This window comes from Actinoplanes regularis, from assembly GCF_900188005.1.
GTDB classification, from domain to species: Bacteria; Actinomycetota; Actinomycetes; order Mycobacteriales; family Micromonosporaceae; genus Actinoplanes; species Actinoplanes regularis.
On sequence record NZ_FZNR01000006.1, the window covers coordinates 198,835 to 219,759 of the forward strand.

The 20,925-nt window shown below is 72.9% G+C and carries 17 protein-coding genes; 8 read left to right on the top strand and 9 right to left on the bottom strand.

The annotated features are described in order from the left end of the window. Positions 1 to 5: 5 nt before the first annotated feature. A complete protein-coding gene (gene dhaL / locus CHC09_RS18520; RefSeq protein ID WP_089294380.1) occupies positions 6 to 626 on the bottom strand; it encodes a dihydroxyacetone kinase subunit DhaL in 621 nt (206 codons plus the stop codon). Positions 627 to 630: 4 nt separating this feature from the next. Then, entirely contained in the window at positions 631 to 1,623 is a 993-nt protein-coding gene (gene dhaK, locus CHC09_RS18525) for a dihydroxyacetone kinase subunit DhaK (protein WP_089294381.1), read from the bottom strand. 70 nt (positions 1,624 to 1,693) lie between these two features. Here dhaK and dhaM point away from each other — a divergent pair, with 70 nt between their 5' ends. From dhaM to CHC09_RS18540, 3 genes are all read left to right on the top strand, one after another. Further along, a complete protein-coding gene (dhaM, locus tag CHC09_RS18530; RefSeq protein WP_089294382.1) occupies positions 1,694 to 2,077 on the top strand; it encodes a dihydroxyacetone kinase phosphoryl donor subunit DhaM in 384 nt (127 codons plus the stop codon). Next, complete coding sequence (locus tag CHC09_RS18535) at positions 2,061 to 2,321, top strand: HPr family phosphocarrier protein (protein WP_089294383.1); 261 nt, start codon at positions 2,061 to 2,063, stop codon at positions 2,319 to 2,321. The genes dhaM and CHC09_RS18535 overlap by 17 nt, the downstream gene beginning before the upstream one ends. 146 nt (positions 2,322 to 2,467) lie before the next feature. Next, on the top strand, positions 2,468 to 3,820 hold the full coding sequence (locus tag CHC09_RS18540) for a glycoside hydrolase family 10 protein (RefSeq protein ID WP_089294384.1): 1,353 nt from the start codon (positions 2,468 to 2,470) through the stop codon (positions 3,818 to 3,820). Positions 3,821 to 3,987: 167 nt separating this feature from the next. On the opposite strand, the gene CHC09_RS18545 is transcribed toward CHC09_RS18540, so the two are convergent. After that, complete coding sequence (locus tag CHC09_RS18545) at positions 3,988 to 5,265, bottom strand: acetyl-CoA C-acetyltransferase (protein ID WP_089294385.1); 1,278 nt, start codon at positions 5,263 to 5,265, stop codon at positions 3,988 to 3,990. Between the two features lie 86 nt (positions 5,266 to 5,351). Here CHC09_RS18545 and CHC09_RS18550 point away from each other — a divergent pair, with 86 nt between their 5' ends. Both CHC09_RS18550 and CHC09_RS18555 read left to right on the top strand, forming a co-directional pair. After that, positions 5,352 to 6,692, top strand: a complete 1,341-nt coding sequence (locus CHC09_RS18550; RefSeq protein WP_089294386.1) for a 3-oxoacyl-ACP reductase — start codon at positions 5,352 to 5,354, stop codon at positions 6,690 to 6,692. Between the two features lies 1 nt (position 6,693). Next, complete coding sequence (locus tag CHC09_RS18555; RefSeq protein ID WP_089294387.1) at positions 6,694 to 7,533, top strand: MaoC family dehydratase; 840 nt, start codon at positions 6,694 to 6,696, stop codon at positions 7,531 to 7,533. Positions 7,534 to 7,576: 43 nt separating this feature from the next. Here the strand turns inward: CHC09_RS18555 and CHC09_RS18560 are convergent, their stop codons facing one another. After that, on the bottom strand, positions 7,577 to 7,972 hold the full coding sequence (locus CHC09_RS18560) for a hypothetical protein (protein WP_089294388.1): 396 nt from the start codon (positions 7,970 to 7,972) through the stop codon (positions 7,577 to 7,579). 205 nt (positions 7,973 to 8,177) lie between these two features. On the opposite strand from CHC09_RS18560, the gene CHC09_RS18565 reads away from it, so the two are divergent. Next, positions 8,178 to 9,047: an SCO6745 family protein gene (locus tag CHC09_RS18565; protein ID WP_239138436.1), complete on the top strand. Its 870-nt coding sequence runs from the start codon at positions 8,178 to 8,180 to the stop codon at positions 9,045 to 9,047. A gap of 47 nt (positions 9,048 to 9,094) precedes the next feature. Here the strand turns inward: CHC09_RS18565 and CHC09_RS18570 are convergent, their stop codons facing one another. The 4 genes from CHC09_RS18570 to CHC09_RS18585 all read right to left on the bottom strand — a co-directional run bounded on the left by CHC09_RS18570 (position 9,095) and on the right by CHC09_RS18585 (position 18,366). Then, positions 9,095 to 10,633: an AMP-binding protein gene (locus CHC09_RS18570; RefSeq protein ID WP_089294390.1), complete on the bottom strand. Its 1,539-nt coding sequence runs from the start codon at positions 10,631 to 10,633 to the stop codon at positions 9,095 to 9,097. A 1-nt stretch (position 10,634) separates the two neighbouring features. Further along, the gene (locus tag CHC09_RS18575) at positions 10,635 to 11,840 is read right to left on the bottom strand and encodes an acyl-CoA dehydrogenase family protein (RefSeq protein WP_089294391.1); all 1,206 of its coding nucleotides are present in this window, start codon (positions 11,838 to 11,840) and stop codon (positions 10,635 to 10,637) included. A 198-nt stretch (positions 11,841 to 12,038) separates the two neighbouring features. Continuing rightward, the gene (locus CHC09_RS18580) at positions 12,039 to 17,282 is read right to left on the bottom strand and encodes a DUF3320 domain-containing protein (RefSeq protein WP_089294392.1); all 5,244 of its coding nucleotides are present in this window, start codon (positions 17,280 to 17,282) and stop codon (positions 12,039 to 12,041) included. 112 nt (positions 17,283 to 17,394) lie between these two features. Next, entirely contained in the window at positions 17,395 to 18,366 is a 972-nt protein-coding gene (locus CHC09_RS18585) for an NAD(P)/FAD-dependent oxidoreductase (protein ID WP_089294393.1), read from the bottom strand. A gap of 72 nt (positions 18,367 to 18,438) precedes the next feature. Here CHC09_RS18585 and CHC09_RS18590 point away from each other — a divergent pair, with 72 nt between their 5' ends. Together CHC09_RS18590 and CHC09_RS18595 are read left to right on the top strand one after the other, a co-directional pair. Beyond that, complete coding sequence (locus CHC09_RS18590; protein WP_089294394.1) at positions 18,439 to 19,020, top strand: helix-turn-helix domain-containing protein; 582 nt, start codon at positions 18,439 to 18,441, stop codon at positions 19,018 to 19,020. Between the two features lie 10 nt (positions 19,021 to 19,030). After that, positions 19,031 to 19,792 carry an enoyl-CoA hydratase/isomerase family protein gene (locus CHC09_RS18595; RefSeq protein ID WP_239138435.1) on the top strand — a complete coding sequence of 254 codons (762 nt, stop codon included), beginning with the start codon at positions 19,031 to 19,033 and terminating at the stop codon, positions 19,790 to 19,792. Between the two features lie 24 nt (positions 19,793 to 19,816). Here CHC09_RS18595 and CHC09_RS18600 read toward each other — a convergent pair whose 3' ends face one another. After that, positions 19,817 to 20,755 carry an NAD(P)-dependent oxidoreductase gene (locus tag CHC09_RS18600; protein ID WP_089294396.1) on the bottom strand — a complete coding sequence of 313 codons (939 nt, stop codon included), beginning with the start codon at positions 20,753 to 20,755 and terminating at the stop codon, positions 19,817 to 19,819. Between the last annotated feature and the right edge of the window lie 170 nt (positions 20,756 to 20,925).

Consider the following 20,925-nt stretch of genomic DNA (forward strand, 5'->3'; position numbering starts at 1 on the left):
GATGCTTAAGCAACCTGCGAGAGCGCCTTGAACATCAGACTTGTCGAGGTGGCGCCCGGGTCCCGATGACCGACGCTACGCTCACCGAGGTAGGACGCGCGGCCCTTTCGGGCCTGTAACGGCACGGTCGCCTCGGCCCCCGCCTCGGCGGCACCGGCCGCGGCGGCGGCTGCCCCGGCCAGGTCCGCTCCCGCGGCCACCGCCTGTTCGAAGGCGTCCACGGCCGGGCCGTACGCGTCGACGAGAGTCTTGTCACCCGGAGCCGCACCACCCAGCCCACGCACCGCCTCCAGACCGGCCCGCAACGCCACCACCAGTTCGGACGGCCGCACCTCGGCGGTCGGCGGCAGGGCCTTGCCGGCCGCCCGCAGGGCACTGCCGTAGAGCGGGCCGGAGGCGCCACCCACCCGGGACATCAGCGTGACGCCGGCCTTGACCAGCACCTCGGACACGGTCTGCGGCGGCGCCTGCTCCAGGGCGGCGACCACCGCGGTGAAGCCGCGGTTCAGGTTCACCCCGTGGTCGCCGTCGCCGATCGCGGCGTCGAGCCGGGTGAGCCGGTCGGTGTCGGCCGCGACCGCGGCGGCCGCGGCCCGCATCCAGTCCCGGGCGAGCGTGGCGTCCATCCGCTCAGGCACCCCGGTGCAGTCCGGGGGTACGCGCCGGCGCGTCCCAGAGGCGGATCATCTCGTCGGTGGCCCGGCACAGGGTGAGCGACATTCCGGCCATGTCCAGGCTGGTCACGTAGTTGCCGACCAACCGGCGGGCGATCGGGACACCGCGCTCGGCGAGGTACTCCGCGACCTCGCCGTAGACCAGGTACAGCTCGATCAGCGGCGTGCCACCGAGACCGTTGACCAGCACGATCACCGGGCCGTCGAACGACTTGGCGTCGAGGATCACATCGAGCGCGGAGCGGACCAGGTCCCGTGCCGGGCGCAGCTTCTCCCGGCGGCGGCCCGGCTCCCCGTGGATGCCGACCCCGGCCTCGATCTCGTCCGCCGGCAGTTCGAACCCGGGGCGGCCGGCGGCCGGTGTGGTGCCGGCGGTCAACGCGTACGCGAAGGAGCCGGAGGCGGCGTTGACCTCGCGCCCGATCGCGGCGACCTCGGCCAGCTTGCCGCCCTCCTCGGCGCGCGCCCCGGCGATCTTCTCGACCAGCAGCGTGGCGCCGGTCCCGCGCCGCCCGGCGGTCCAGGTCGAGTCCTCCACCGCGACGTCGTCGTCGACCAGCACGGTCTCGACGCTGATCCCCTCGTCGGTGGCGAGCTCCGCGGCGAGCTGGAAGTTCAGCACGTCGCCGGTGTAGTTCTTGACGATGTGCACCACCCCGGCGCCACCGTCGACGGCCTTGGTGGCGGCCAGGATCTGATAGGGCACCGGGGAGGTGAAGACCTCGCCGGGGCAGGCGGCGTCGAGCATGCCGGGGCCGACGAAGCCGCTGTGCAGCGGCTCGTGCCCGGACCCGCCGCCGGAGACCAGCGCCACCTTGCCGGGGCGGGGCGCGTCGGCGCGGACGATGTACTGCTCCTCGACGTCCACCCGCAGCTCGGGGTGGGCGGCGGCGATCCCGGCGAGGGCCTGGGCGACCACATCGGCGGGGTCGTTGATGAACTTCTTCACGGCCGGTCCCTTCCGTCCGGTGATTTCTCCATCACCCACTGCATCCTCGCGCGGTCTAGAGTCTCGATCCATGGGGCTCGTGGGAATCGTGCTGGTTTCGCACTCCGAGCAGTTGGCGTCAGGGCTCCGGGAGCTGTTGCGGCAGGTCGCGACTCCCGAGGTACGTATCGAGCCGGCCGGCGGCACCGACGACGGGGAGCTGGGCACGAGTCCCTCCAGGATCGCCGCCGCGATCGAGACCGCCGACACCGGCGCGGGGGTGGTCGTCCTGGCCGATCTCGGCAGCGCGGTGCTGACCGCGCGGGCGGTGCTGGCGGACACGCCGGGCCCCGAACTGGTGGACGCCCCGTTCGTGGAGGGGGCGGTCGCGGCCGCGGTGACCGCGTCGACCGGCGCCGATCTCGCGGCGGTCGTCGAGGCCGCCCGGGAGGCGCGCGATGTCCCCAAGTTCTGAGGTCGAGGTCGTGCTGCCGGCCGCGTTGCACGCCCGCCCGGCGGCCGAGGTGGTCCGGGTCGCCGCGGGTTTCCGGGCCACCGTCGAGGTACGCCACGGCGACCGCTCCGCCCCGGCGCGCAGCGCCCTGCGGCTGATGTCGCTCGGCGCGAAGGCCGGTGCCACGGTCACCGTCCACGCCGCCGGCGACGACGCCACCGGTGCGGCCGAGGCCGTCGCGACGGCGCTGCGCCTCACCAAGTGAAACAATCGTCGAATCTTCCGGAAGTTTCGGAGACTGCCAACTGCGGAATCATGGGCTGAACCGGTTGAGGTTTCCGGAAGGTATCGGTAGCGTTTCGAGCGGCTTCGATGCCTGTCGATGCTTCCAGATCCCCGACTGGAGCTCCCATGAGACGAACCCACGCCATCCTCTCCGTCCTGACGGCCGGCGCCCTCGCCGCGGCCGCCGTCCTCACCCTCTCTCCCAGCGCGAACGCGGCGACCACCCTCGGCTCGGCCGCCTCGGCGAAAGGCAAGTACTTCGGCACGGCCGCGGCCGCCTACAAGTTCAGCGACTCGGTCTACACCGGGCTCCTGGACCGCGAGTTCACCATGGTCACGCCGGAGAACGAGATGAAGTGGGACGCCACCGAGCCGTCCCAGAACTCGTTCAGCTACTCCAGTGCGGACACGATCGTGAACCGGGCCAAGGCGAACGGCCAGCGCGTCCGCGGTCATGCCCTGGCCTGGCACTCACAGCAGCCGGGCTGGGCGTCCTCGCTCTCCGGCACCGCGCTGCGCAACGCCATGGTCAACCACATCACCAACGTCGCCACCCACTACAAGGGTCAGCTCTACGCCTGGGACGTGGTGAACGAGGCCTTCTCCGACAACGGGGACGGCTCCCGTCGCAGCTCCAACCTGCAGCAGACCGGCAACGACTGGATCGAGGTCGCGTTCAAGACCGCGCGGGCCGCCGACTCCACCGCCAAGCTCTGCTACAACGACTACAACACCGACGGGGTCAACGCGAAGAGCACCGCGATCTACAACATGGTCAAGGACTTCCTGGCCCGCGGCGTCCCGATCGACTGCGTCGGCTTCCAGTCGCACATCAACTCGGCGTCCCCGCTGCCCAGCGACTACCAGGCGAACCTGCAGCGCTTCGCGGACCTGGGCGTCGAGGTGCAGATCACCGAGCTGGACATCGCCGGGTCGGGCACCACGCAGGCGAACACGTACGCGAACGTGGTCAAGGCCTGCCTGGCGGTCACCAAGTGCACCGGCATCACGGTCTGGGGCATCCGCGACTCGGACTCCTGGCGCTCCGGTGACACCCCGCTGCTCTTCGACAACAGCGGCAACCCGAAGGCCGCGTACAACTCGGTGATCTCCGCGTTCGGCGCGACCACCAGCCCGTCGGCCAGCGTCAGCCCGTCGGCGAGCACCAGCAGCCCGCCGAACACCGGTGGTGGTTGCACCGCGACGTTCTCCAACAACGCCTGGACCGGCGGCTTCGTCACCACGGTCACGGTCAAGGCCGGCTCCACCGCGCTGAGCGGCTGGAAGGTCGGGATCACGCTGCCGTCCGGCGCCGCGATCACCAACTCCTGGAGCACCACGGCGAGCGGGTCCAGCGGCGCGGTGACGTTCAGCAACGTCAGCTACAACGGCGGCGTCGCGGCCGGCGCCAGCACCAGCTTCGGTTTCCAGGGCACCGGCTCCGCCCCGTCCGGAACGGCGTCCTGCACCGCGTCCTGACCAGGAAGGACGAACCGGGTCGCCCTGTCGTTCACGGCGACCCGGTCTCCCCTGACGGCGCGTGGCGGTCCTGAGCGGGGATCACCCCGCGCGGTATCGGCACGGGCAGCCGGCGTGTCGCCTGGGCACGGGCGCCCCGGCCCGTACCGCCACGATGGTTTTGAATCTCAGCGTTCCAGGATGGCGACGACGCCCTGGCCGCCGGCGGCGCAGATGGAGATCAGACCGCGGCCGGAGCCCTTCTGGGCGAGGAGTTTGGCCAGGGTGGCGACGATCCGGCCGCCGGTCGCGGCGAACGGGTGGCCGGCCGCCAGGGACGAGCCGTTGACGTTGAGCCTGCTCCGGTCGATCGAGCCGAGCGGGGCGTCCAGGCCCAGCTTCTCCTTGCAGAACTGCGGCGACTCCCACGCGGCCAGGGTGGCCAGGACCTGCGAGGCGAACGCCTCGTGGATCTCGTAGTAGTCGAAGTCGCGCAGGGTGAGGCCGTTGCGGGCGAGCAGCCGGGGCACCGCGTACGCCGGGGCCATCAGCAGGCCCTCGTCGCCGTGCACGTAGTCGACCGCCGCGGACTCCGAGTCGACGAAGTAGGCCAGGACCGGCAGCGAGTGCGCGGCCGCCCACTCCTCGGACGCCAGCAGCACGGTCGACGCGCCGTCGGTCAGCGGGGTCGAGTTGCCCGCCGTCATCGTCGCGTTCTCCTTGCCGTAGACCGGCTTGAGGCTCGCGAGCTTGTCCAGGCTGCTGTCGGCCCGCAGGTTCTGGTCGCGGGTCAGCCCCAGGTAGGGCGTCATCAGATCGTCGAAGAACTGCTTGTCGTACGCCGCGGCCAGGTTCCGGTGCGAGGCCAGGGCGAGCTCGTCCTGCGGCTCACGGGCGATGTTCCACTTCAGCGCGGTGATCGCGGCATGCTCGCCCATCGACAGGCCGGTGCGCGGCTCGGCGTTGCGCGGGATCTCCGGCTGGAGCGCGTGCTGCGGGCGCAGCTTGGCGGCCGCCTTGAGCCGGGCGCCCAGCGTCCGGGCCCGGTTCAGCTCCAGCAGCGCCTGCCGCATGTCCTCGTTCACCTGCAGCGGGGCGTCCGACGTGGTGTCCACACCGCCGGACACGCCCGAGTCGATCTGGCCCAGCGCGATCTTGTTGGCGACCAGGATCGCCGCCTCCAGGCCGGTGCCGCAGGCCTGCTGCAGGTCATAGGCTGGGGTATGCGGGTCGAGGCGGGAGCCGAGGACCACCTCACGGGTCAGGTTGAAGTCCCGGGAGTGCTTGAGCACCGCGCCGGCGACGACCTCGCCGAGCCGCTCGCCGGCCAGCCCGAACCGGGCGATCAGACCGTCCAGCGCGGCGGTCAGCATGTCCTGGTTCGAAGCGGCGGCAAACTTACCGTTCGACCGGGCGAACGGGATACGGTTACCGCCCAGGACGGCGACGCGGCGCACGGTCGACACGGCGATCCTCCAGAGATCGAAACTGAATCATCTACAACACTGAATCATTTACAACCATGAAAGCTACTGACCGGTAGGGTACTCGCATGGCTGACAGGTACGCGAACTTCGCCAACTCCGGTCTGGGCCGGACCGTGGTCAAGCGTCTCGGGCTGCCCGACCCGCCCCGCCTGCGACGCTACCGCCCGGGCGACACGATCGCCGCGGGTCCGGTGCTGCTCGGCGCGGCGCCCGGCGGACGGCTCGCCGAACCAGTCGCCAAACTGCTGGAGAACGCGGGGGTGGGAGTCGTCGAGACCGGCTCCGCCGACACCAGGTACGCGGCGCTGATCTTCGACGCGACCGGGATCACCGACTCGGCGGGGCTCCGGGCGCTGTTCGACTTCTTCCATCCGTACGCGCGAAGCCTGAGCGTCTCCGGCCGCGTCATCGTGCTGGGCACCGCGCCGGAAGCCACCGCCGGCCCGAAGGAGGCGACCGCGCAGCGGAGCCTCGAGGGTCTGACCCGCAGCATCGGCAAGGAGTTCGGCCGGGGCGTCACCAGCCAGCTGGTGTACATCGCCCCCGGCGGGGAGCAGTCCGCCGAGTCCACGCTGCGCTTCCTGCTCAGCGGGCGGTCGGCCTACGTGTCCGGCCAGGTGATCCGGATCGGTGCCGGCGACGCGCCCGCCCCGGCCGACTGGGAGAAGCCCCTCGCCGGCAAGCTCGCCCTGGTCACCGGTGCGGCCCGGGGCATCGGCGCGTCGATCGCCGCGATCCTCGCCCGGGACGGCGCCGAGGTGATCGCCCTCGACGTGCCCGGCGCCGGCGACGCCCTGGCCGACGTCGCCAACCGGGCCAAGGGCCGGGCACTGCAGCTCGACCTCACCGCGGACGACGCCCCCGCGCGGCTCGCCGGCTACCTGGCCGCCGGCGCGCACGGCGGCATCGACATCGTGGTGCACAACGCCGGCATCACCCGCGACAAGACCGTCGCCAAGATGGACGAGAGCCGCTGGGACTCGGTGATCGGGGTCAACCTGACCGCTCCGGAGCGGGTCAACGACATCCTGCTCGAGCAGGGTCTGATCAGGTCGGGCGGCCGGATCGTCGGGGTCGCCTCGATCGCCGGGATCGCCGGCAACCGCGGTCAGACCAACTACGCGACCAGCAAGGCCGGCGTGATCGGCCTGGTCCAGTCGACGGCGCCGCTGCTCGCCGGCCGGCAGATCACCATCAACGCGGTGGCGCCGGGCTTCATCGAGACGGCGATGACCGCGAAGATGCCGCTCGGACTACGCGAGGCCGGCCGCCGCCTGAACAGCATGTCGCAGGGCGGGCTGCCGGTCGACGTGGCCGAGACGATCGCCTGGTTCGCCTCACCCGGGTCGGCGACGATAACCGGGAACGTGGTCCGGGTCTGCGGCCAGAGCCTGCTGGGGGCCTGAGATGGTCGCGGTCGTCGAGCTGACCGAGGGTCCGGGGACGAGCGCGGTGTACGCCAGAGCGGCACTCGGCCTGCTGCGCCGGGGTGGCGGGACCACGCTGCCCGATGTGGAACTGGTGCGGCGCGGCGTCACCGTGGACCGCTCGCACCTGGCGCGTTACGACCGGGTCTGCGGGCTGCGGCTGACCGACGCGCTGCCCGCGACGTATCCGCACATCCTGGCGTTCCCGCTGGCGATGCGGCTGATGTCGGCGGCGGACTTCCCGCTGCCGATGATCGGGCTGGTGCACGTCGCGAACCGGATCACGGTCCGGCGGGCGATCGACGCCGGCAGCCGGTTGGATCTGGCGGTGCGGGCCGTCGACCTGCGGGACCATCCGCGCGGCCGGCAGTTCGACATGGTCGCCACGGCGTCGGTCGACGGCGCCGAGGTGTGGCGGGGCGTGTCGACGTACCTGCGGATCTCCTCCGCGAGCACCACCAAGGGCGACCGCCCCGCCGGCCCGGCCCCGGACCAGGCCGACGGCGCCGTCTGGCGGCTGCCGGCCCGGATCGGGACGGACTACGCCGCGGTCTCCGGAGACCGCAACCCGATCCACACGTCCCGGCTGGGTGCGCGGCTGTTCGGTTTCCCGCGCCCGATCGCGCACGGCATGTGGACCAAGGCGCGGTGCCTGGCCGCGCTGGAGGGACGACTGCCGGAGGCATACTCCGTGGAGGTCGCCTTCAAGCAGCCGATTCTGCTGCCGTCGACGGTCCGCTTCACCTCGTCCCCTTCGGACACTGGCTGGGAGTTCCGGGTCGATTCCAAGCGCCCCCACCTGACCGGGACCATCGCCTGAGGTGCTGGTCCGGTCGCCCGGACCGGCACCTCAGCCGGGGCGCCTACTCGGAGATGTGCTTGTGCTCGCAGGAGCTTCCCGTCGTGTCGCTTGAACCGTCGACGAGGCACACCTGCATGTCGTAAACGCCCGCGGCGGCTTTGACGTCGTACGTGAAGGTGTTGCAGTTGCCCGAGCCCAGACCGTTGTACTTGGTCGCGACCCGATCTCCCGCGTGGTAGAGGGATCCGCGCACGCCGTGACTGTCCCCGTAGAGGTCGCAGACCGTGAATTTGTCGCCGTCGTCGTGGTAGCTGATCGACGCCACGTTGGTGAAGCTGTTGGTGATGTAGATGGTGATGTCCGGGGTGGCGGCCTGGGCGGTGCCGGGCATCAACAGCGCCGTGGCGAGTGCGGCACTCGCGGACAGAACGGCACCCCTGAGGGATCGCTTGAACATTTCGCTCCTATACGGACAGGCGTTGATCGCCATTCATTTCACCCCACGTCGCACTCACCATTGATCAAAATTGATTGACCGGTGCTCTGGGCGCGCGCTGAACAGCGACGATGTACATTGTGGAGGCTTAATCCGAGCAGCTCATGCCCGCTGCTGCCGAGGTCCGCCTCACTCGTCGATCTCCAGGAAGGGCGGGAAGTTCGCCGTGGATGCCAAGCACCCCCACCCGATGGCCCGTCAGATGTGGCGGCTGATCGAGCCGCTGCACGCCGTGCTGTACTACGCGCCCGAGGTGACCGCCGAGGCGGAACGGCTCGGCTACGCCGTCGACACCCGCTGGCCCAGCTACTTCGCCTGGCGTGCCGCACTACTGGGAGAGGCCGGAACGGCGGCGGTCTCCTCGGCCTTCTACAGCTTCAGCCCTCGAGTGGTCGCCGAACACATCCCGGCGGCCTGGAAGGTCGCCGCGCCCTCGACAGTCCTGGAGAGCCGCTACGCCGCGGTCGGCCGGGCACTGGGCACCCTGCTCGGTCCCCTCGCCGAAATCCCGGAGGCCGCCACGCTGGCCCGCCGGGCCGCCGAGGCGGCGGTACCGGCCGGACGCCCCCTGGCCGCGGCGAACGCCGATCTCGCCTGGCCGGACGACCCCGCTCTCGCCCTCTGGCACGCCGCGACGATCCTGCGCGAGCACCGCGGTGACGGCCATGTCGCGGCGGCCCTGACGGCCGGCCTGGACCCTTGCGAGCTGCTGGTCTCGTTCGCGGCCGTGGGCGCCGCACCGGTCGAGGTCTTCGCCGGCCGCGGCTGGACCGATCAGGAGTGGACCGCGGCGCGGGACCGTCTGGTCACTCGCGGCCTGCTGCACCCCGACGGCACCACGACCGAGCGGGGCTTCGCGGTCCGCGAGGAGCTCGAGGCCCGCACCGACGAGCTGGCGAGCGCGCCCTGGCAGGCGCTGGGGCCGGCGATCGGTCGCTTCGCCCACCTCGTCGGCCCGATGGTCCAACGCATCGCCGGGTCCGGCATCCTTCCGCGGCAGAGCACGCTCGGGCTCAGCGCCCCGCCACCGCGCTGACGAACACCGGCCTCAGCGCCCCGCCACCGCGCTGACGGACACGGGGCTCAGCGGGGCAGCTCCCGGGTGACGACCTTGCCGGTGGCGTTGCGCGGGAGCGCCTCGAGGAAGATCACGTCGCGGGGCACGCTGAACCGGGCCCGGTGACGCCGCACGTGGTCCCGGACCGCCTCCGGGTCGAGCGTCTCGCCCTCGCGGAGGACCAGGTAGGCCGCGAGCCGCTGACCGTACTCCTCGTCCGGCACGCCGATCACCGCGACCTCCCGCACCTGCGGCAGGTCGGCGAGCAGCCCCTCGACCTCGGCCGGGTACACGTTCTCCCCGCCGGAGATGATCATGTCGTCCTCCCGGCCGTCGACGAAGACCAGGCCGGAGGGGTCGACGTGCCCGAGGTCGCCGGTGGCCAGCAGACCCTCGTGCATGGATTTGGAAGCGCCGTCGGTGTAGCCGTCGAACAGCATCTCGTTGCCGACGAAGAGCCGCCCGACCTCGCCCACCGGCACCGGGCCGCCGGCCTCGTCGAGCACGGCCACCGTCGTACCGTGAGGGGGTCTGCCCGCGGTGCTGGGCGCGGAGCGCAGATCGGCCGGGGTCGCGATCGACGCCCAGGACGCCTCGGTCGAGCCGTACAGGTTGTACAGAACGTCCCCGTAACGGTCCATGAATCGCGTCGCCAGGCCGCCCGGCAGGGCCGAGCCGCTGACCGCGACCACCCGCAGCGCCGGCTTCGCCGAGGCGACCGGCAGCTCCATGAGCTGCTGCACCATGACCGGCACCGCGATCATTCCGGTGCACTCGTGCCGGACCAGGTCGTCGAGGACGGCCGCGGGGTCGAACTTGCGGCGCAGCACGATCGTCGCGCGCAGCGCGAGGGCGATCTGCAGGCCGGCGAAGCCCCAGGTGTGGAAGAGCGGCGCGGCGATCATCACGCGTTCCTGGGCGCGCAGCGGAATCCGGTCGATCACCGAGCAGAGTGGGCGGAAGCCGCCCGGCGTCGGCCGCCGGGCGCCTTTCGGCACGCCGGTCGTCCCGGAGGTGAGCACGATCGTGCGCCCGGGGCGCTCCGGCGGCGGCATCCGCGGGACCGGCGGCGCGCCGGCGATCAGCTCCTCGACCCGCTCCTCGCTCAGCTTCTCGACGCCCTCGACCAGGGCGACGCGCTCCGCGAACTCGTCGTCGAAGAGCAGCGCCCGCAGGCCCTGGTCCTTGGCGACGGTGGCCAGCTGGCTCGGCGACAGGCCGGTGTTCATCAGCACCGGGTCCGCGCCGAGCGTGGTCACCCCGATCAGCGCGGAGATCATCCGCGCCGAGTTGCGGCAGAGCAGGCCGACCCGCTCCCCCGGCGCCACCGGCAGGCCGCTGGCCAGGCGCTCGGCGCGGTCCAGCAACTGGGCGTACGTCAGTTGCCCCTGCTCGTCGATCACCGCGATCCGCCGCGGGCTGCGGGCGGCGGCCTGCCGCAGCTCGCCGGCGAGGCCGAAGCCCCACCGGCCCAGCGCCGCGAACTGCCGCACGATCCGGACCGGGTTGCCCGGGGTCAGCAGGCCGCGCCGCAGCATGGTGCCGCCGACGAAGAGAGGGTCCATGTCAGCGGATCTGCAGGCCGGAGATCGCCCGGGAGATGACCAGGCGCTGGATCTCCGAGGTGCCCTCGAAGATCGTGTAGATCTTGGCGTCCCGGAACATCCGCTCCACCGGGTGTTCGCGCAGGTAGCCCGCGCCACCCAGGATCTGCACCGCCTTCTCGGTGACGGCGACGGCCACCTCGCCGGCCTTCAGTTTGGACATCGAGCCCTCGCCGGCGCTGAACGGCTTGTCGTTGCGCCCCATCCAGGCGGCCCGCCAGACCAGCAGGCGGGCCGCGTCGATCTCCATCCGCATGTCGGCGAGGGCGAAAGCGATCGCCTGGTTCTCGATGATCGGACGGCCGAACTGGACGCGGGTCTTCGCGTACTCCAGGGCGTATTCGTAGGCGGCGCGGGCGATGCCGATCGCCTGGGCGCCGACCGCCGGGCGGGAGAGCTCGAAGGTACGCATGGCGGCGTTCTTCCGGCCCCCGGCCTTGGCCCGGGCGAGCCGCTCGTCCAGGGCCTCCTTGCCGCCGAGCAGGCAGCTGCCGGGGATCCGCACGTCGTCGAAGAAGACGTCGGCGGTGTGCGAGGCGCGCAGGCCGAGCTTCTTCAGCTTCCTCGACCCGGCCAGGCCCTCGGTGCCGGGCGGGACGATGAACGCGGCCTGGCCGCGGGAGCCGAGCGAGGGGTCGACGCTCGCGGTGACCACGTGCACGTCGGCGATGCCGCCGTTGGTCGCATACGCCTTCTGCCCGCTGATCACCCACTCGTCGGTGGCCTCGTGGTAGACCGCCCGGGTGCGCATCGAGCCGACGTCGGAGCCGGCCTCCGGCTCGGTCGAGCAGAACGCCGCCACCTTGGGCGCGTCCGGGTCGCCGAAGCACTGCGGCACCCACTCGACCAGCTGTTCCGGGGTGCCGGAGCCGTAGATCGCGGCGACCGCGAGCGAGGTGCCGGAGATCGCCATGCCGATCCCGCCGTCGCCCCAGAACAGCTCCTCGTTGGCGATCGGCAGCGACAGGCCGGAGTTGTCGGACCAGGTGTTGATCAGGAACTCGAAGCCGTAGAGGCCGATCTTCGCCGCCTCCTGCAGCACCGGCCAGGGCGTTTCCTCGCGCTCGTCCCACTCGGCCGCGGCCGGTCGGACCACCGACTCGGCGAAGCCGTGCACCCAGTCACGCAGGTCCGATTGTTCCTCGTTGAGATCGAGCCAGAACTCCACGGCAGGGCCATACCCTTCGACAACGGCGGAAACTTAACCCGTCGGTAACACTAAGGGCGCGGCAACCCACCTCACAACCCCCCGAGGTTTCTCATTATTCGCGGACCGGTGACGGCCAGTGCCGCACGTCCCGGCCCGCCGGCCGGGAGCGCGGAATCATGCGAAAGCAGGTCGCTCTTTCGGGTCCGCCGGCGTCCGCTACCGGTTCGTGCGCGAGGTGTCCGATGTGGGCTGAGCCTCGTGGAGGGCATCCTCGCGGTACGGCAGCGTCGCCACGTCCGGCAGGTCCAGCAGGTCGTTCTCCGGGGCGGCGATCAGGCCGTTGCGGTGCGCGATCAGCCGCCCACCGGCGACCAGATCGTCCAGCATGGCGGCCATCCGGGCCGCACCCGCCTTGTTCGAGCCCCACCCGAACAGCCGGGCCGCCGCGGCGAGCAGGTCGTCGCTCTCCACCAGCCCGGCGTCCAGCACCAGGTATTCCAGGGCCAGTTGGAGCTCGGACTCGGCGACCTGGTCCGGCTTGCGCACCACACCGTCGCCGGGCACCCGGACCGCGGGGATCGGCGCCTCGACGGCGGTGACGAACGTACCGTCGAAACGGACTCCGGACTCGGTGACCGCCGCCTCGATCGCCTGCCGGATCGGCTGGGTGACCCGGCTGATGCCCCAGGCCTCACGGATCCGGTGGATCAGCACGGCGATGTGGACCGGGCCCTCCACCTCGGCGATCCGCTCGACGGTACGGATCAGCAGGGCCCGGGCGGTCTGATCGTTGACCCGGGCCGCCGGCGGCAGCGACTCCAGCACGGCCTGCTGGTAGGGCAGCGCCCACTCCGGCGGTTGCGCGGGCCGGGTGACCAGCTCCAGGTCGGGCACGGCGAAGACGTCGGGGATCGCGAGGGCGTTCTCGATCGAGGTGCGCAGGCGGCCCTCCTCCTCGGCGCGGTCGCGGTACCAGGCGCCGCTCCAGATCCGGTGCAGGTGCCAGCCGAGTCCGTGCAGCACCTGCTCCTGGAGGCGGTCGCGGTCCCGGGCGAGGGGCATCGAGGCGTAGCCGGGCCCGTCGCACTGGATCCCCAGGGCGAACCCGTCGAGGGACGGATGCCGTACGCCCAGCTCGACGCGGCATCGACCCACGCCCACCTGGCGCGTCAGCCGATATCCCCAGGCCTCGACGAGATCGGCGACCGATTCCGACAGCGCGGAGAGCTCGCCCGCGGGTACGGCGAACTCGGCGTGATCGAGGTACGCCGCCAGCCGCCGCTCCCCCTCGTCGGCGGGCTCCTCCCGCCGCGCCTCGGCGATCGAGGTGACGACCTCGACCCGCATCCGGGCCCGGGTGATCGCCACGTCGAGCCGGCGCGCACCGGCCGGCCCGCCCGCGGCGGAGAGCTCCGCCCCGGTGGACAGGATGATCACGTCCCGCTCGTCGCCCTGCACCACGTCGGCGTGCTTGACGAAGAAGCCGGTGAGCGGGTCGTCGCCGAGGAACCGTTCCAGGTCGGGCCGGGCGCCGAGAACGGTCTCCACCGCGTCGGCGACCGCGTCGGCCTGGCCCGCGGTCAGCGTGACCACGCCGAGCGACAGCGTCGGGCGGGTGGTGAAGTGGTGCGCGACCCGCTCGGCGACCAGCGCGGCCTCGACCGGCCCGTCGGTGACCGGCAGCAGTTCCAGGCCGAGGTCGGGCCCGGCCGGGTACGCGCTCGGGAAGGTGACCAGGCGAGCCTGGTAGAACGTGTGGTTGGCGAAGCTGATCAGCGATTCGTGCCGGCTGCGATAGTGGCGGGTCAGGGCGAGCCGGGTGAAGGCCGCGCAGTCGCTCGCGGCCACCAGCACCGACGGGCCGCCGCCGGCCGGGGCCAGCTGGGCGTCGTCACCGATCACGATCAGCGACTTCCCGCGATAGGCGCAGGCCACCGCGGCGGCGGCGGTCATCCGGGACGCCTCGTCGATGATCACCACGTCGAAGCTCTCGCCGGCGGGCAGATAGCGGCTGGCCGCGGCGGGCTGCATGACGAAGCACGGCTTGAGGGCGGCGGCGATGTCCCACGTCCGTTCCAGCAGTTCCCGGACCGGTAGGTGACCGTCCTGCTTGAGCCCCTCGGCGCGGATCAGCGCGGGCACCCCGTCCGCGGTGACCGCCGGGCGCCGGGCGTCGATCGCCGCGATGATGGTGCCGGCCGCGTCCTGCATCAGGTCGGCGTCGAGCCGGCGGAACTCCTCGACCAGCTCGTTGCGCTCGAGCGAGGCCAGCGGTTCGAGGCGCTCGTCGCCGGCGAGGACCGCGTCGGCCCAGGCTTTGCAGACGGTCCGCTCGATCACCTGGCCGAGCCGGCCGACCTCGATGCCGTTGTCGGCGCAGTAATCGACGGCGGAGTCCACGCCGAACTCGGCGAGCACCTCGCGGGCGGCCAGATAGGCGAACCACTCACGCTGGCCGGTGTCGTCCTCGCGCAGGTCGCGCAGCAGGTCACGGGCGGTCTCGGAGCGGTCCAGGGTGGTGCCGAGCCGGACCTGGCGGGCCGGCCCGAACGCCTCGATGATCCGTTGGCGGGCCCGCTGCCAGAGTTCGATCAGGGGTGACAGATCCGGGCTCGTCGCGCGGTGCAGCGCGGCGGCCTGCTCCGGGGTGAGCGCCGCGTCCGTGCCGCTGCGCAGCGTACGGGCGTGCGCCGCCCACTCCAGAGCCCGGTCGACGGCCCGTTGATCGGTGTCCCGCCCCCGGTAGACGTCCCCCAGCAGCGCCTGCAGCCCCGGCGCGGCCTCGGCGAGCGCGCGCGCCGACTCCACCACCTGTTCGCGCAGCTCGGCGATCTCCGCCGCGGAGGCCAGGTCCAGCTCCCGCCCGGCGGCGGCACCGAGCTGCTCGACCGTCTCGGCCGTCGCGCGCAGCGGCTGCACCTGAGCGCGCAGCCAGGCGATCGCGGCCGCCACCGAACCGTTCGCGAGCTCCGGCCGGGCGGCCGCCTCGGGCGCCGGCCGCAGCGTGTCCCGCCAGTGCTGGAACGCCTCCCGGGCGTCGGCCACCGCGCGGATCGGCTCACCGTCGCCGGCCGGGCCACACACGTACTCGATGACCGCGGGAAGCGCCTCCGGCGGGGTCACCCGCAGCACCTCGCCGGCCGTCTCCAGGGCCCGGCCGATCGCCAGGAAGTCGGTGTCCAGCCGCCGCCAGTACCGGCCGAGCAGGGCGGCGTTCTGCCGTTCGGCCGCGATCAGACCCTCGTTGGCCCTGTGCCAGGCGACCGCGAGGGGCAGGTTGGCGATCGCCTCGTCGGCGCTGACGCCCGGCTCGGCGAGCGCGGCCACGGTCTCCCGGTCCCAGCGGTAGCCGGTGAAGAACTTCCGCACGCCACGGTGCGTGGTCGCGAACCGCTCGGCGAGCTCCTCGACCGGCTCGTGCAGCACCGCCTCGGTGAAGTACTCGCGGGCCTGGGCGCGGGCCTCGGCGACGGCTTCCACGTGCCGGCGCAGCGCGCCGGCCGCGGCGTGCACGTTGGCCTGTGCGCCGGGGCCGAACCAGGCCCGTTCCGGCCGGTCCGGCCGGGCGCCCAGACCGGCGATCACGGTGACCAGCTCGAGGTCGGAGAAGCCGACCACCTCGGGCAGGCCGAGCCGGCCGGTGATCCGGTCCAGGCTCTGCTGCTGGTGTTCCAGCTCGTCCGCGTCGGCGGCGAACCGGCTGGCCAGGGCCTTGGCACCGGCCGCTGTCAACGGCGCGAGATCGATCGCCGGCGGGTCCAGCTCGGGCCGGGCCGGCAGCTCGCCGACGTGATGGCGGGCCAGTTCGGCCGCGGCCGGCCCGATCCGGGCGCGGGCCCGCTCCTCGGCCCGCCGGACCTCGTCGATCAGGTGGGCCAGGGTCTCCGCCGCCTCGCGGACCGGGCGCAGGCTGGCCGCGGTGAGCCAGTGGTCGGCGACCGCGACCGGCCGGGACTCGGCGTGGGCGGCGAGGTCGGCCAGCGCCTCGGCGTCGACCGGGAGCCGCACGTGGAAGGCGGTGGCGAGCGGTGCGAGCGCGTCGGTGGCCTCGGTCAGCGCGTCCAGCGCGAGCTGGGCCTCCTCCAGGGCGGCGTCGAGCGGCGCCTTCTCCATGACCTCGCGCCAGCGGAAACCGCTGCGTTCGGTGGCCGGCCGCCACGCGCCCCGCAGGCGCTCGGCCGCGGCGAGGAGGCGGTCCAGGGCGGCCTCGGTCAGCGCGAGGGGTTGCAGGACGGGGGCTGGGCTCTCCGGCACGCCGTCGAGCCGGGCATACCGGCCGAGGATCTCGTGGAGGCTGAGCCCGAGCGGTTCGCGTCGCTCGTTGAGCGCCTTCGCGTACGAGGTGAGCCGCTCCCCCCGTTCGCGCAGCAGGTCCCGCTCGGTCTCGTCCATCCCGGGCGACGGCAGCGGCACGGCCTCCAGCGCGGCGGCGAGGGCGGACGCCACCCGCCGGCGGCCGGCCCGCTCCCCGTGCAGGTCGAGCAGGTAGTTGCCGAGCCCGGCGGCGGCCAGCCGCTGCTGGACCACGTCGAGCGCGGACGCGGTCTCGGAGACGAACAGGACCCGTTTCCCGGCGTGCGCCAGGGCCCCGATCATGTTCGCCACGGTCTGGGACTTGCCGGTCCCGGGCGGGCCGTCGATCACGAAACTGTGCCCGTCCAGGGCGGCGGCGATGCACACCCGCTGGTCCGCGTCGGCGTCCAGGAGCAGGGGCGCGTCCCGCTCGTCGGCCTCCTCGGCGCCGACCGGCTCGAAGCCGAAGCTGCCGTCCTCGGCGGCGAGGGCCCGGATCACCGGGTGGCCCAGGATCTGCGCCTCGTGCTCGGTCAGGTCCTGCCGGATCGCCTCGGCGGCCAGGTCGAAGCGGGCCAGCACGGCCGCGTCGGCGACCCGCCAGCCGGGCTTGGCGGCGATCCGCCCGCGCAGCTCGCCGGCGTCCGGCGTGAGCTCGACGCCGAGCGTCCGCAGCCGCCGGGCGAGCGCCGGGTTGAGGACCGGGTCGCCGGTGGCGGCGCGGAGCCGGGGCACGTCGCCGGGGCCGAGCGCGACCAGGTCGACCGGGGTGAGCAGCACCGGGCTGGCGTGCTCGGTGCCGTCGTCGTCCTGCCACTGCAGCAGGCCGGTGGCCAGGTGCAGAACGTCCTCGCCACGGTCCAGGCCCTCCTGGCGGGAGTGCCGGTGCAGGTGGCGCAGCACGGTCTGCAGCCGGTCGGGCGACAGCTCGGTGGCGAGCTGCCCGGTGCCGTCGGTGCCGAACGACCAGTCCCGCCCCTTGCGCAGTCGTTCGATGACGGCGGCAGGGCCGGGGCCGGTGATCTCGACGAGGTCGGACCCGGCCCGGGGCAGGTCGATGAGCCGGTCGGCGGCGCCGGGGTCGGTGATCGCGTCCCGCCACGCGGCGAGGGCCGCGCGGGCGTCTTCGCCCGGCCCGGTCTGTCCTTCTGCATCATCCGGCCGCATCTGCCCATTGCAGCAAGGCAACCGATGGCTTGCTGGCGATTCGCTCGGATGAACGCCCTCCAGGGTGGGTTTTCCCGCTGCCGACGCCGGGACCGCGTGCTGAAGTCCGGGCCTATGCCGGTTGCGTGGTCTCCCGCCGGCGATATCCGGCGACCGCGTCCCGGGTCTCCTCGGCGATCAGGTCCATGTTGATCATCGCGGCGGCGGTCTGGCCGGCCGCGGCGGCGACCGCCACCGTGGCGGCCAGGTCGGTGACGTTGCCGGCCACCCAGACGCCGGGCACCGAGGTGGCACCGCTCGCCTCGGCCGGGATCCGCAGGCCCAGCACCTGCCCGTTGAGCTCCATCGGCGCCGGTGCGAGGCCCAGCGACTCCAGGAACGCCGAGCGGGCCACGAAGTGCGGGCCGACCGCGACCGCGTCCAGGGCGACCACCCGGCCGCCGGCCAGGCGTACCCCGGTGATCCGGTCGTCGCCGATCTCGACCGCCTCGATCGGCTCGTGAACCACCGGGATGCCCCGGGCCGCGAGCTGCTCGGCCTGCTCGGGCGCCGGGGCCGGGCCGCCGTTGAGCAGGTACAGCACGTCGTCGCTGAGCTGGCGCCACAGCTGAGCGCCGTGCAGGCTGTGCGGGCCGGTGGCGAGCACGCCGATCCGCCCGCCACGTAGTTCCCAGCCGTGGCAGTACGGGCAGTGCGCCACGTCCCGGCCCCAGCGCCCGGCCAGCCCCGGGAGGTCCGGCAGCTCGTCGACCAGGCCGGTGGTGACCAGCAGCCGGCGGCCACGCACCCGCGCCCCGTCGGCGAGGGTGACCAGGAACCCGTCGCCGTCGCGTTCCGCCTTCTCGGCGGTGCCGGCGCACAGCTCACCGCCGTAACCCGCGACCTCCGCGCGGCCCGCCCGGTACAGCTCGGCCGGTGCGACGCCCTCCCGGCCGAGCAGGTTGTGCACGTGCCCGGCGGGGGCGTTCCGGGGCTCGCCGCCGTCGATCACCAGGACCGAGCGGCGGGAGCGGGCCAGGGTCACGGCCCCGCTCAGCCCGGCGGCTCCGCCACCGACGACCACCACGTCGTACGTCTGCTTCATGAGATCTTCCTGTCGCCGTCGTTGCGCCCACCGTGCCCCGGGGCGGCGAAAGCAGCAAGTAGCCTTGCTGTTATGGCAAAGGATCTGGAGGGCGCGCTCGCCGCCGTCGGCCCGCAGCTGCGCGCCCTGCGACAGAAGCGCGACATCACGCTGACCCAGCTCGCGGAGACCACCGGCATCTCGGTCAGCACGCTCTCCCGCCTCGAGTCCGGCTCCCGCCGGCCCACCCTGGAGCTGCTGCTGCCGCTCGCCGAGGCCTATCAGGTCACCCTCGACGAGCTGGTGGACGCGCCGGAGACCGGCGACCCGCGGGTGCGTCAGCGGCCGATCGAGCGCAACGGGCACACGTACATCCCGCTGACCCGCCGGCCGGGCGGGATGCAGGCGTTCAAACAGATCATCCCGGCCGACGCGCCCGACTGCGACCGGGAGCAGCAGACCCATGAGGGGTACGAGTGGATCTATGTCCTGAGCGGCCGGATCCGCCTGCGGCTGGGTGAGCACGACATCGTGCTCACCCCGGGCGAGGCGGCGGAGTTCGACACCCGGCTGCCCCACCTGATCCTCAACCCCGGTCCGGAGCCCGCCGAGATCATCAACCTCTTCGGGCCGCAGGGGGAACGCGTTCACGTCCGTGCCCGGTCGAGGGGCTAGGTTCGGTCCCGTGGATCTTTCTGTGACGATGGACGACGGGATCGCGCTGCTGGAGATCCAGCGGCCGCCCGCCAATCACTTCGACGAGGCGCTGATCGGGCGGATCGTGGACGCCGCGTTCACGCTCGACGACGATCCGGCCTGCCGGGTGATCCTGCTCGGGTCGGAGGGCAGACACTTCTGCGCCGGGGCGGACTTCGGCGGCGGGGACTTCGCCGCCGACCACGTGGCCGCGGCCGAGCGGCTGTACCGGCGGGCGGTCCAGCTCTTCGACGTGCGGACGCCGATCGTCGCCGCGGTGCAGGGCACCGCCGTGGGCGGTGGACTCGGGCTGGCCTGCGCAGCCGACTTCCGGGTCGCCGAGCCGGCCACCCGGTTCATGGCCAACTTCGCGAAGCTCGGGTTCCACCAGGGCTTCGGGCTCAGCGTGACGCTGCCCGAGCTGATCGGCCGGCAGAAGGCGACCGACCTGATGCTGACCGCCCGGCGGGTCGGCGGCGAGGAGGCGTACCGGATCGGGCTGGCCGACCGGCTCGCCGAGCCGGGCATGGTGCGCGCGACCGCGCGGGCCCTGGCGTGCGAGATCGCCGCCTCCGCGCCGCTGGCGATCCGATCCATGCGCGCCACGCTCCGCGGCGATCTGGCCGAGCGGGTCCGGCGGGCCCTCGACCACGAACTGGCCGAGCAGAAGGTGCACTGGGCGACCCGGGACGCGGCCGAGGGCATCGCGGCGAGCCTGGCACGGCGCACCCCGGTCTTCACGGGCAGCTGAACCCGGCCGGCTGAGCCCGGCGGATCAGGCGACCTGATTGCGGAGGGGGCGGCCGGCCAGGAAGGCGGCCACGTTCTCCTCGATCAGGGCGGCCGCCCCGAGCGGGCGGCCACCGGCCGCGTGCGGACTGATGATCACATTGGGCTCGTCCCAGAGCCCGGAGGTCACCGGGAGCGGCTCGGTCTCGAAGACGTCCAGGGCCGCCCCGGCAAGCCGGCCGGAACGCAGCGCGTCGAGCAGGGCGGCCTCGTCCAGGGTGCTGCCCCGGCCGACGTTGACCACCCAGGCGTGCGGCGGCAGCTTCGCGAGAACGGAGGTGTCCAGGATTCGCTCCGTCTCCGCCGTCGCCGGCAGGATCGAGATCAGCACGTCCGCGGTCGGCAGCAGCGCCGGCAGCTCCGGGGCGGCGACGACCGGGAAGCCGCCCCGTTCACCCGCCGTCCGGGCCACCCCGGTGACCCGGGCACCGAGGGCGGCGAGCAGCGGCGCGAGGGTCCCGGCGATCCCGCCGAAACCCCAGATCACCACGTGCGCGTCCCGCAGCGTACGGAACGATCCGGTCTCCCGGACCGGTTGCAGCCCACCCAGCTCGCCCGCCCACCGGCGCCCGACCTGTGCCCGGACCAGCAGGTTCAGCCGGCGGGCGGCGGCCAGCACGAGGGCCAGGGTGTGCTCGGCGACGGTCCGGTCGTGCAGCCCGAGCCCGGCGGTGACCGGGATGCCCGGGCCGAAGCCGGCCCGCAGCACCGCGTCCGGCCCGGCCGCCAGGGTCTGCACCCAGCGCAGCCGCTCGAGGCGCCGCGCCGCGTCTGCCAGTTGCGCGGGCGGGTTGCCCCAGACGACCAGCACCTCCGCGTCGGTGTGCTCGGCGGGAATCGGCTCGCCGGTCGCGTAGACCACGCCGGTGACGCCCTCCGGCAGGGTGACGTCGAGTTCCACGGAGTCGGGCAGCAGCACCTTCATGGATCGAGAGCTTGCCAGGTGGCCCGGCCGGTTCCCATCGCCGTACCGGGCCTCGGGACACCGTCACCACGACCGGCGGGCCCCGGCGAGCAGCCGGCGCGGGGGACGCGCGTCGATCCCGGATCTGACAGTAAACCGGCCTGTTTTTCCGTCGGCCGACCCTGTCTGCG

Coding starts and splice junctions, on each gene's coding strand:
- dhaL (WP_089294380.1), bottom strand. CDS start 626: ATGGACGCCACGCTCGCCCGGGACTGGATGCGGGCCGCGGCCGCCGCG.
- dhaM (WP_089294382.1), top strand. CDS start 1,694: ATGGGGCTCGTGGGAATCGTGCTGGTTTCGCACTCCGAGCAGTTGGCG.
- CHC09_RS18535 (WP_089294383.1), top strand. CDS start 2,061: ATGTCCCCAAGTTCTGAGGTCGAGGTCGTGCTGCCGGCCGCGTTGCAC.
- CHC09_RS18540 (WP_089294384.1), top strand. CDS start 2,468: ATGAGACGAACCCACGCCATCCTCTCCGTCCTGACGGCCGGCGCCCTC.
- CHC09_RS18550 (WP_089294386.1), top strand. CDS start 5,352: ATGGCTGACAGGTACGCGAACTTCGCCAACTCCGGTCTGGGCCGGACC.
- CHC09_RS18555 (WP_089294387.1), top strand. CDS start 6,694: ATGGTCGCGGTCGTCGAGCTGACCGAGGGTCCGGGGACGAGCGCGGTG.
- CHC09_RS18560 (WP_089294388.1), bottom strand. CDS start 7,972: ATGTTCAAGCGATCCCTCAGGGGTGCCGTTCTGTCCGCGAGTGCCGCA.
- CHC09_RS18570 (WP_089294390.1), bottom strand. CDS start 10,633: ATGGACCCTCTCTTCGTCGGCGGCACCATGCTGCGGCGCGGCCTGCTG.
- CHC09_RS18580 (WP_089294392.1), bottom strand. CDS start 17,282: ATGCGGCCGGATGATGCAGAAGGACAGACCGGGCCGGGCGAAGACGCC.
- CHC09_RS18585 (WP_089294393.1), bottom strand. CDS start 18,366: ATGAAGCAGACGTACGACGTGGTGGTCGTCGGTGGCGGAGCCGCCGGG.
- CHC09_RS18590 (WP_089294394.1), top strand. CDS start 18,439: ATGGCAAAGGATCTGGAGGGCGCGCTCGCCGCCGTCGGCCCGCAGCTG.
- CHC09_RS18600 (WP_089294396.1), bottom strand. CDS start 20,755: ATGAAGGTGCTGCTGCCCGACTCCGTGGAACTCGACGTCACCCTGCCG.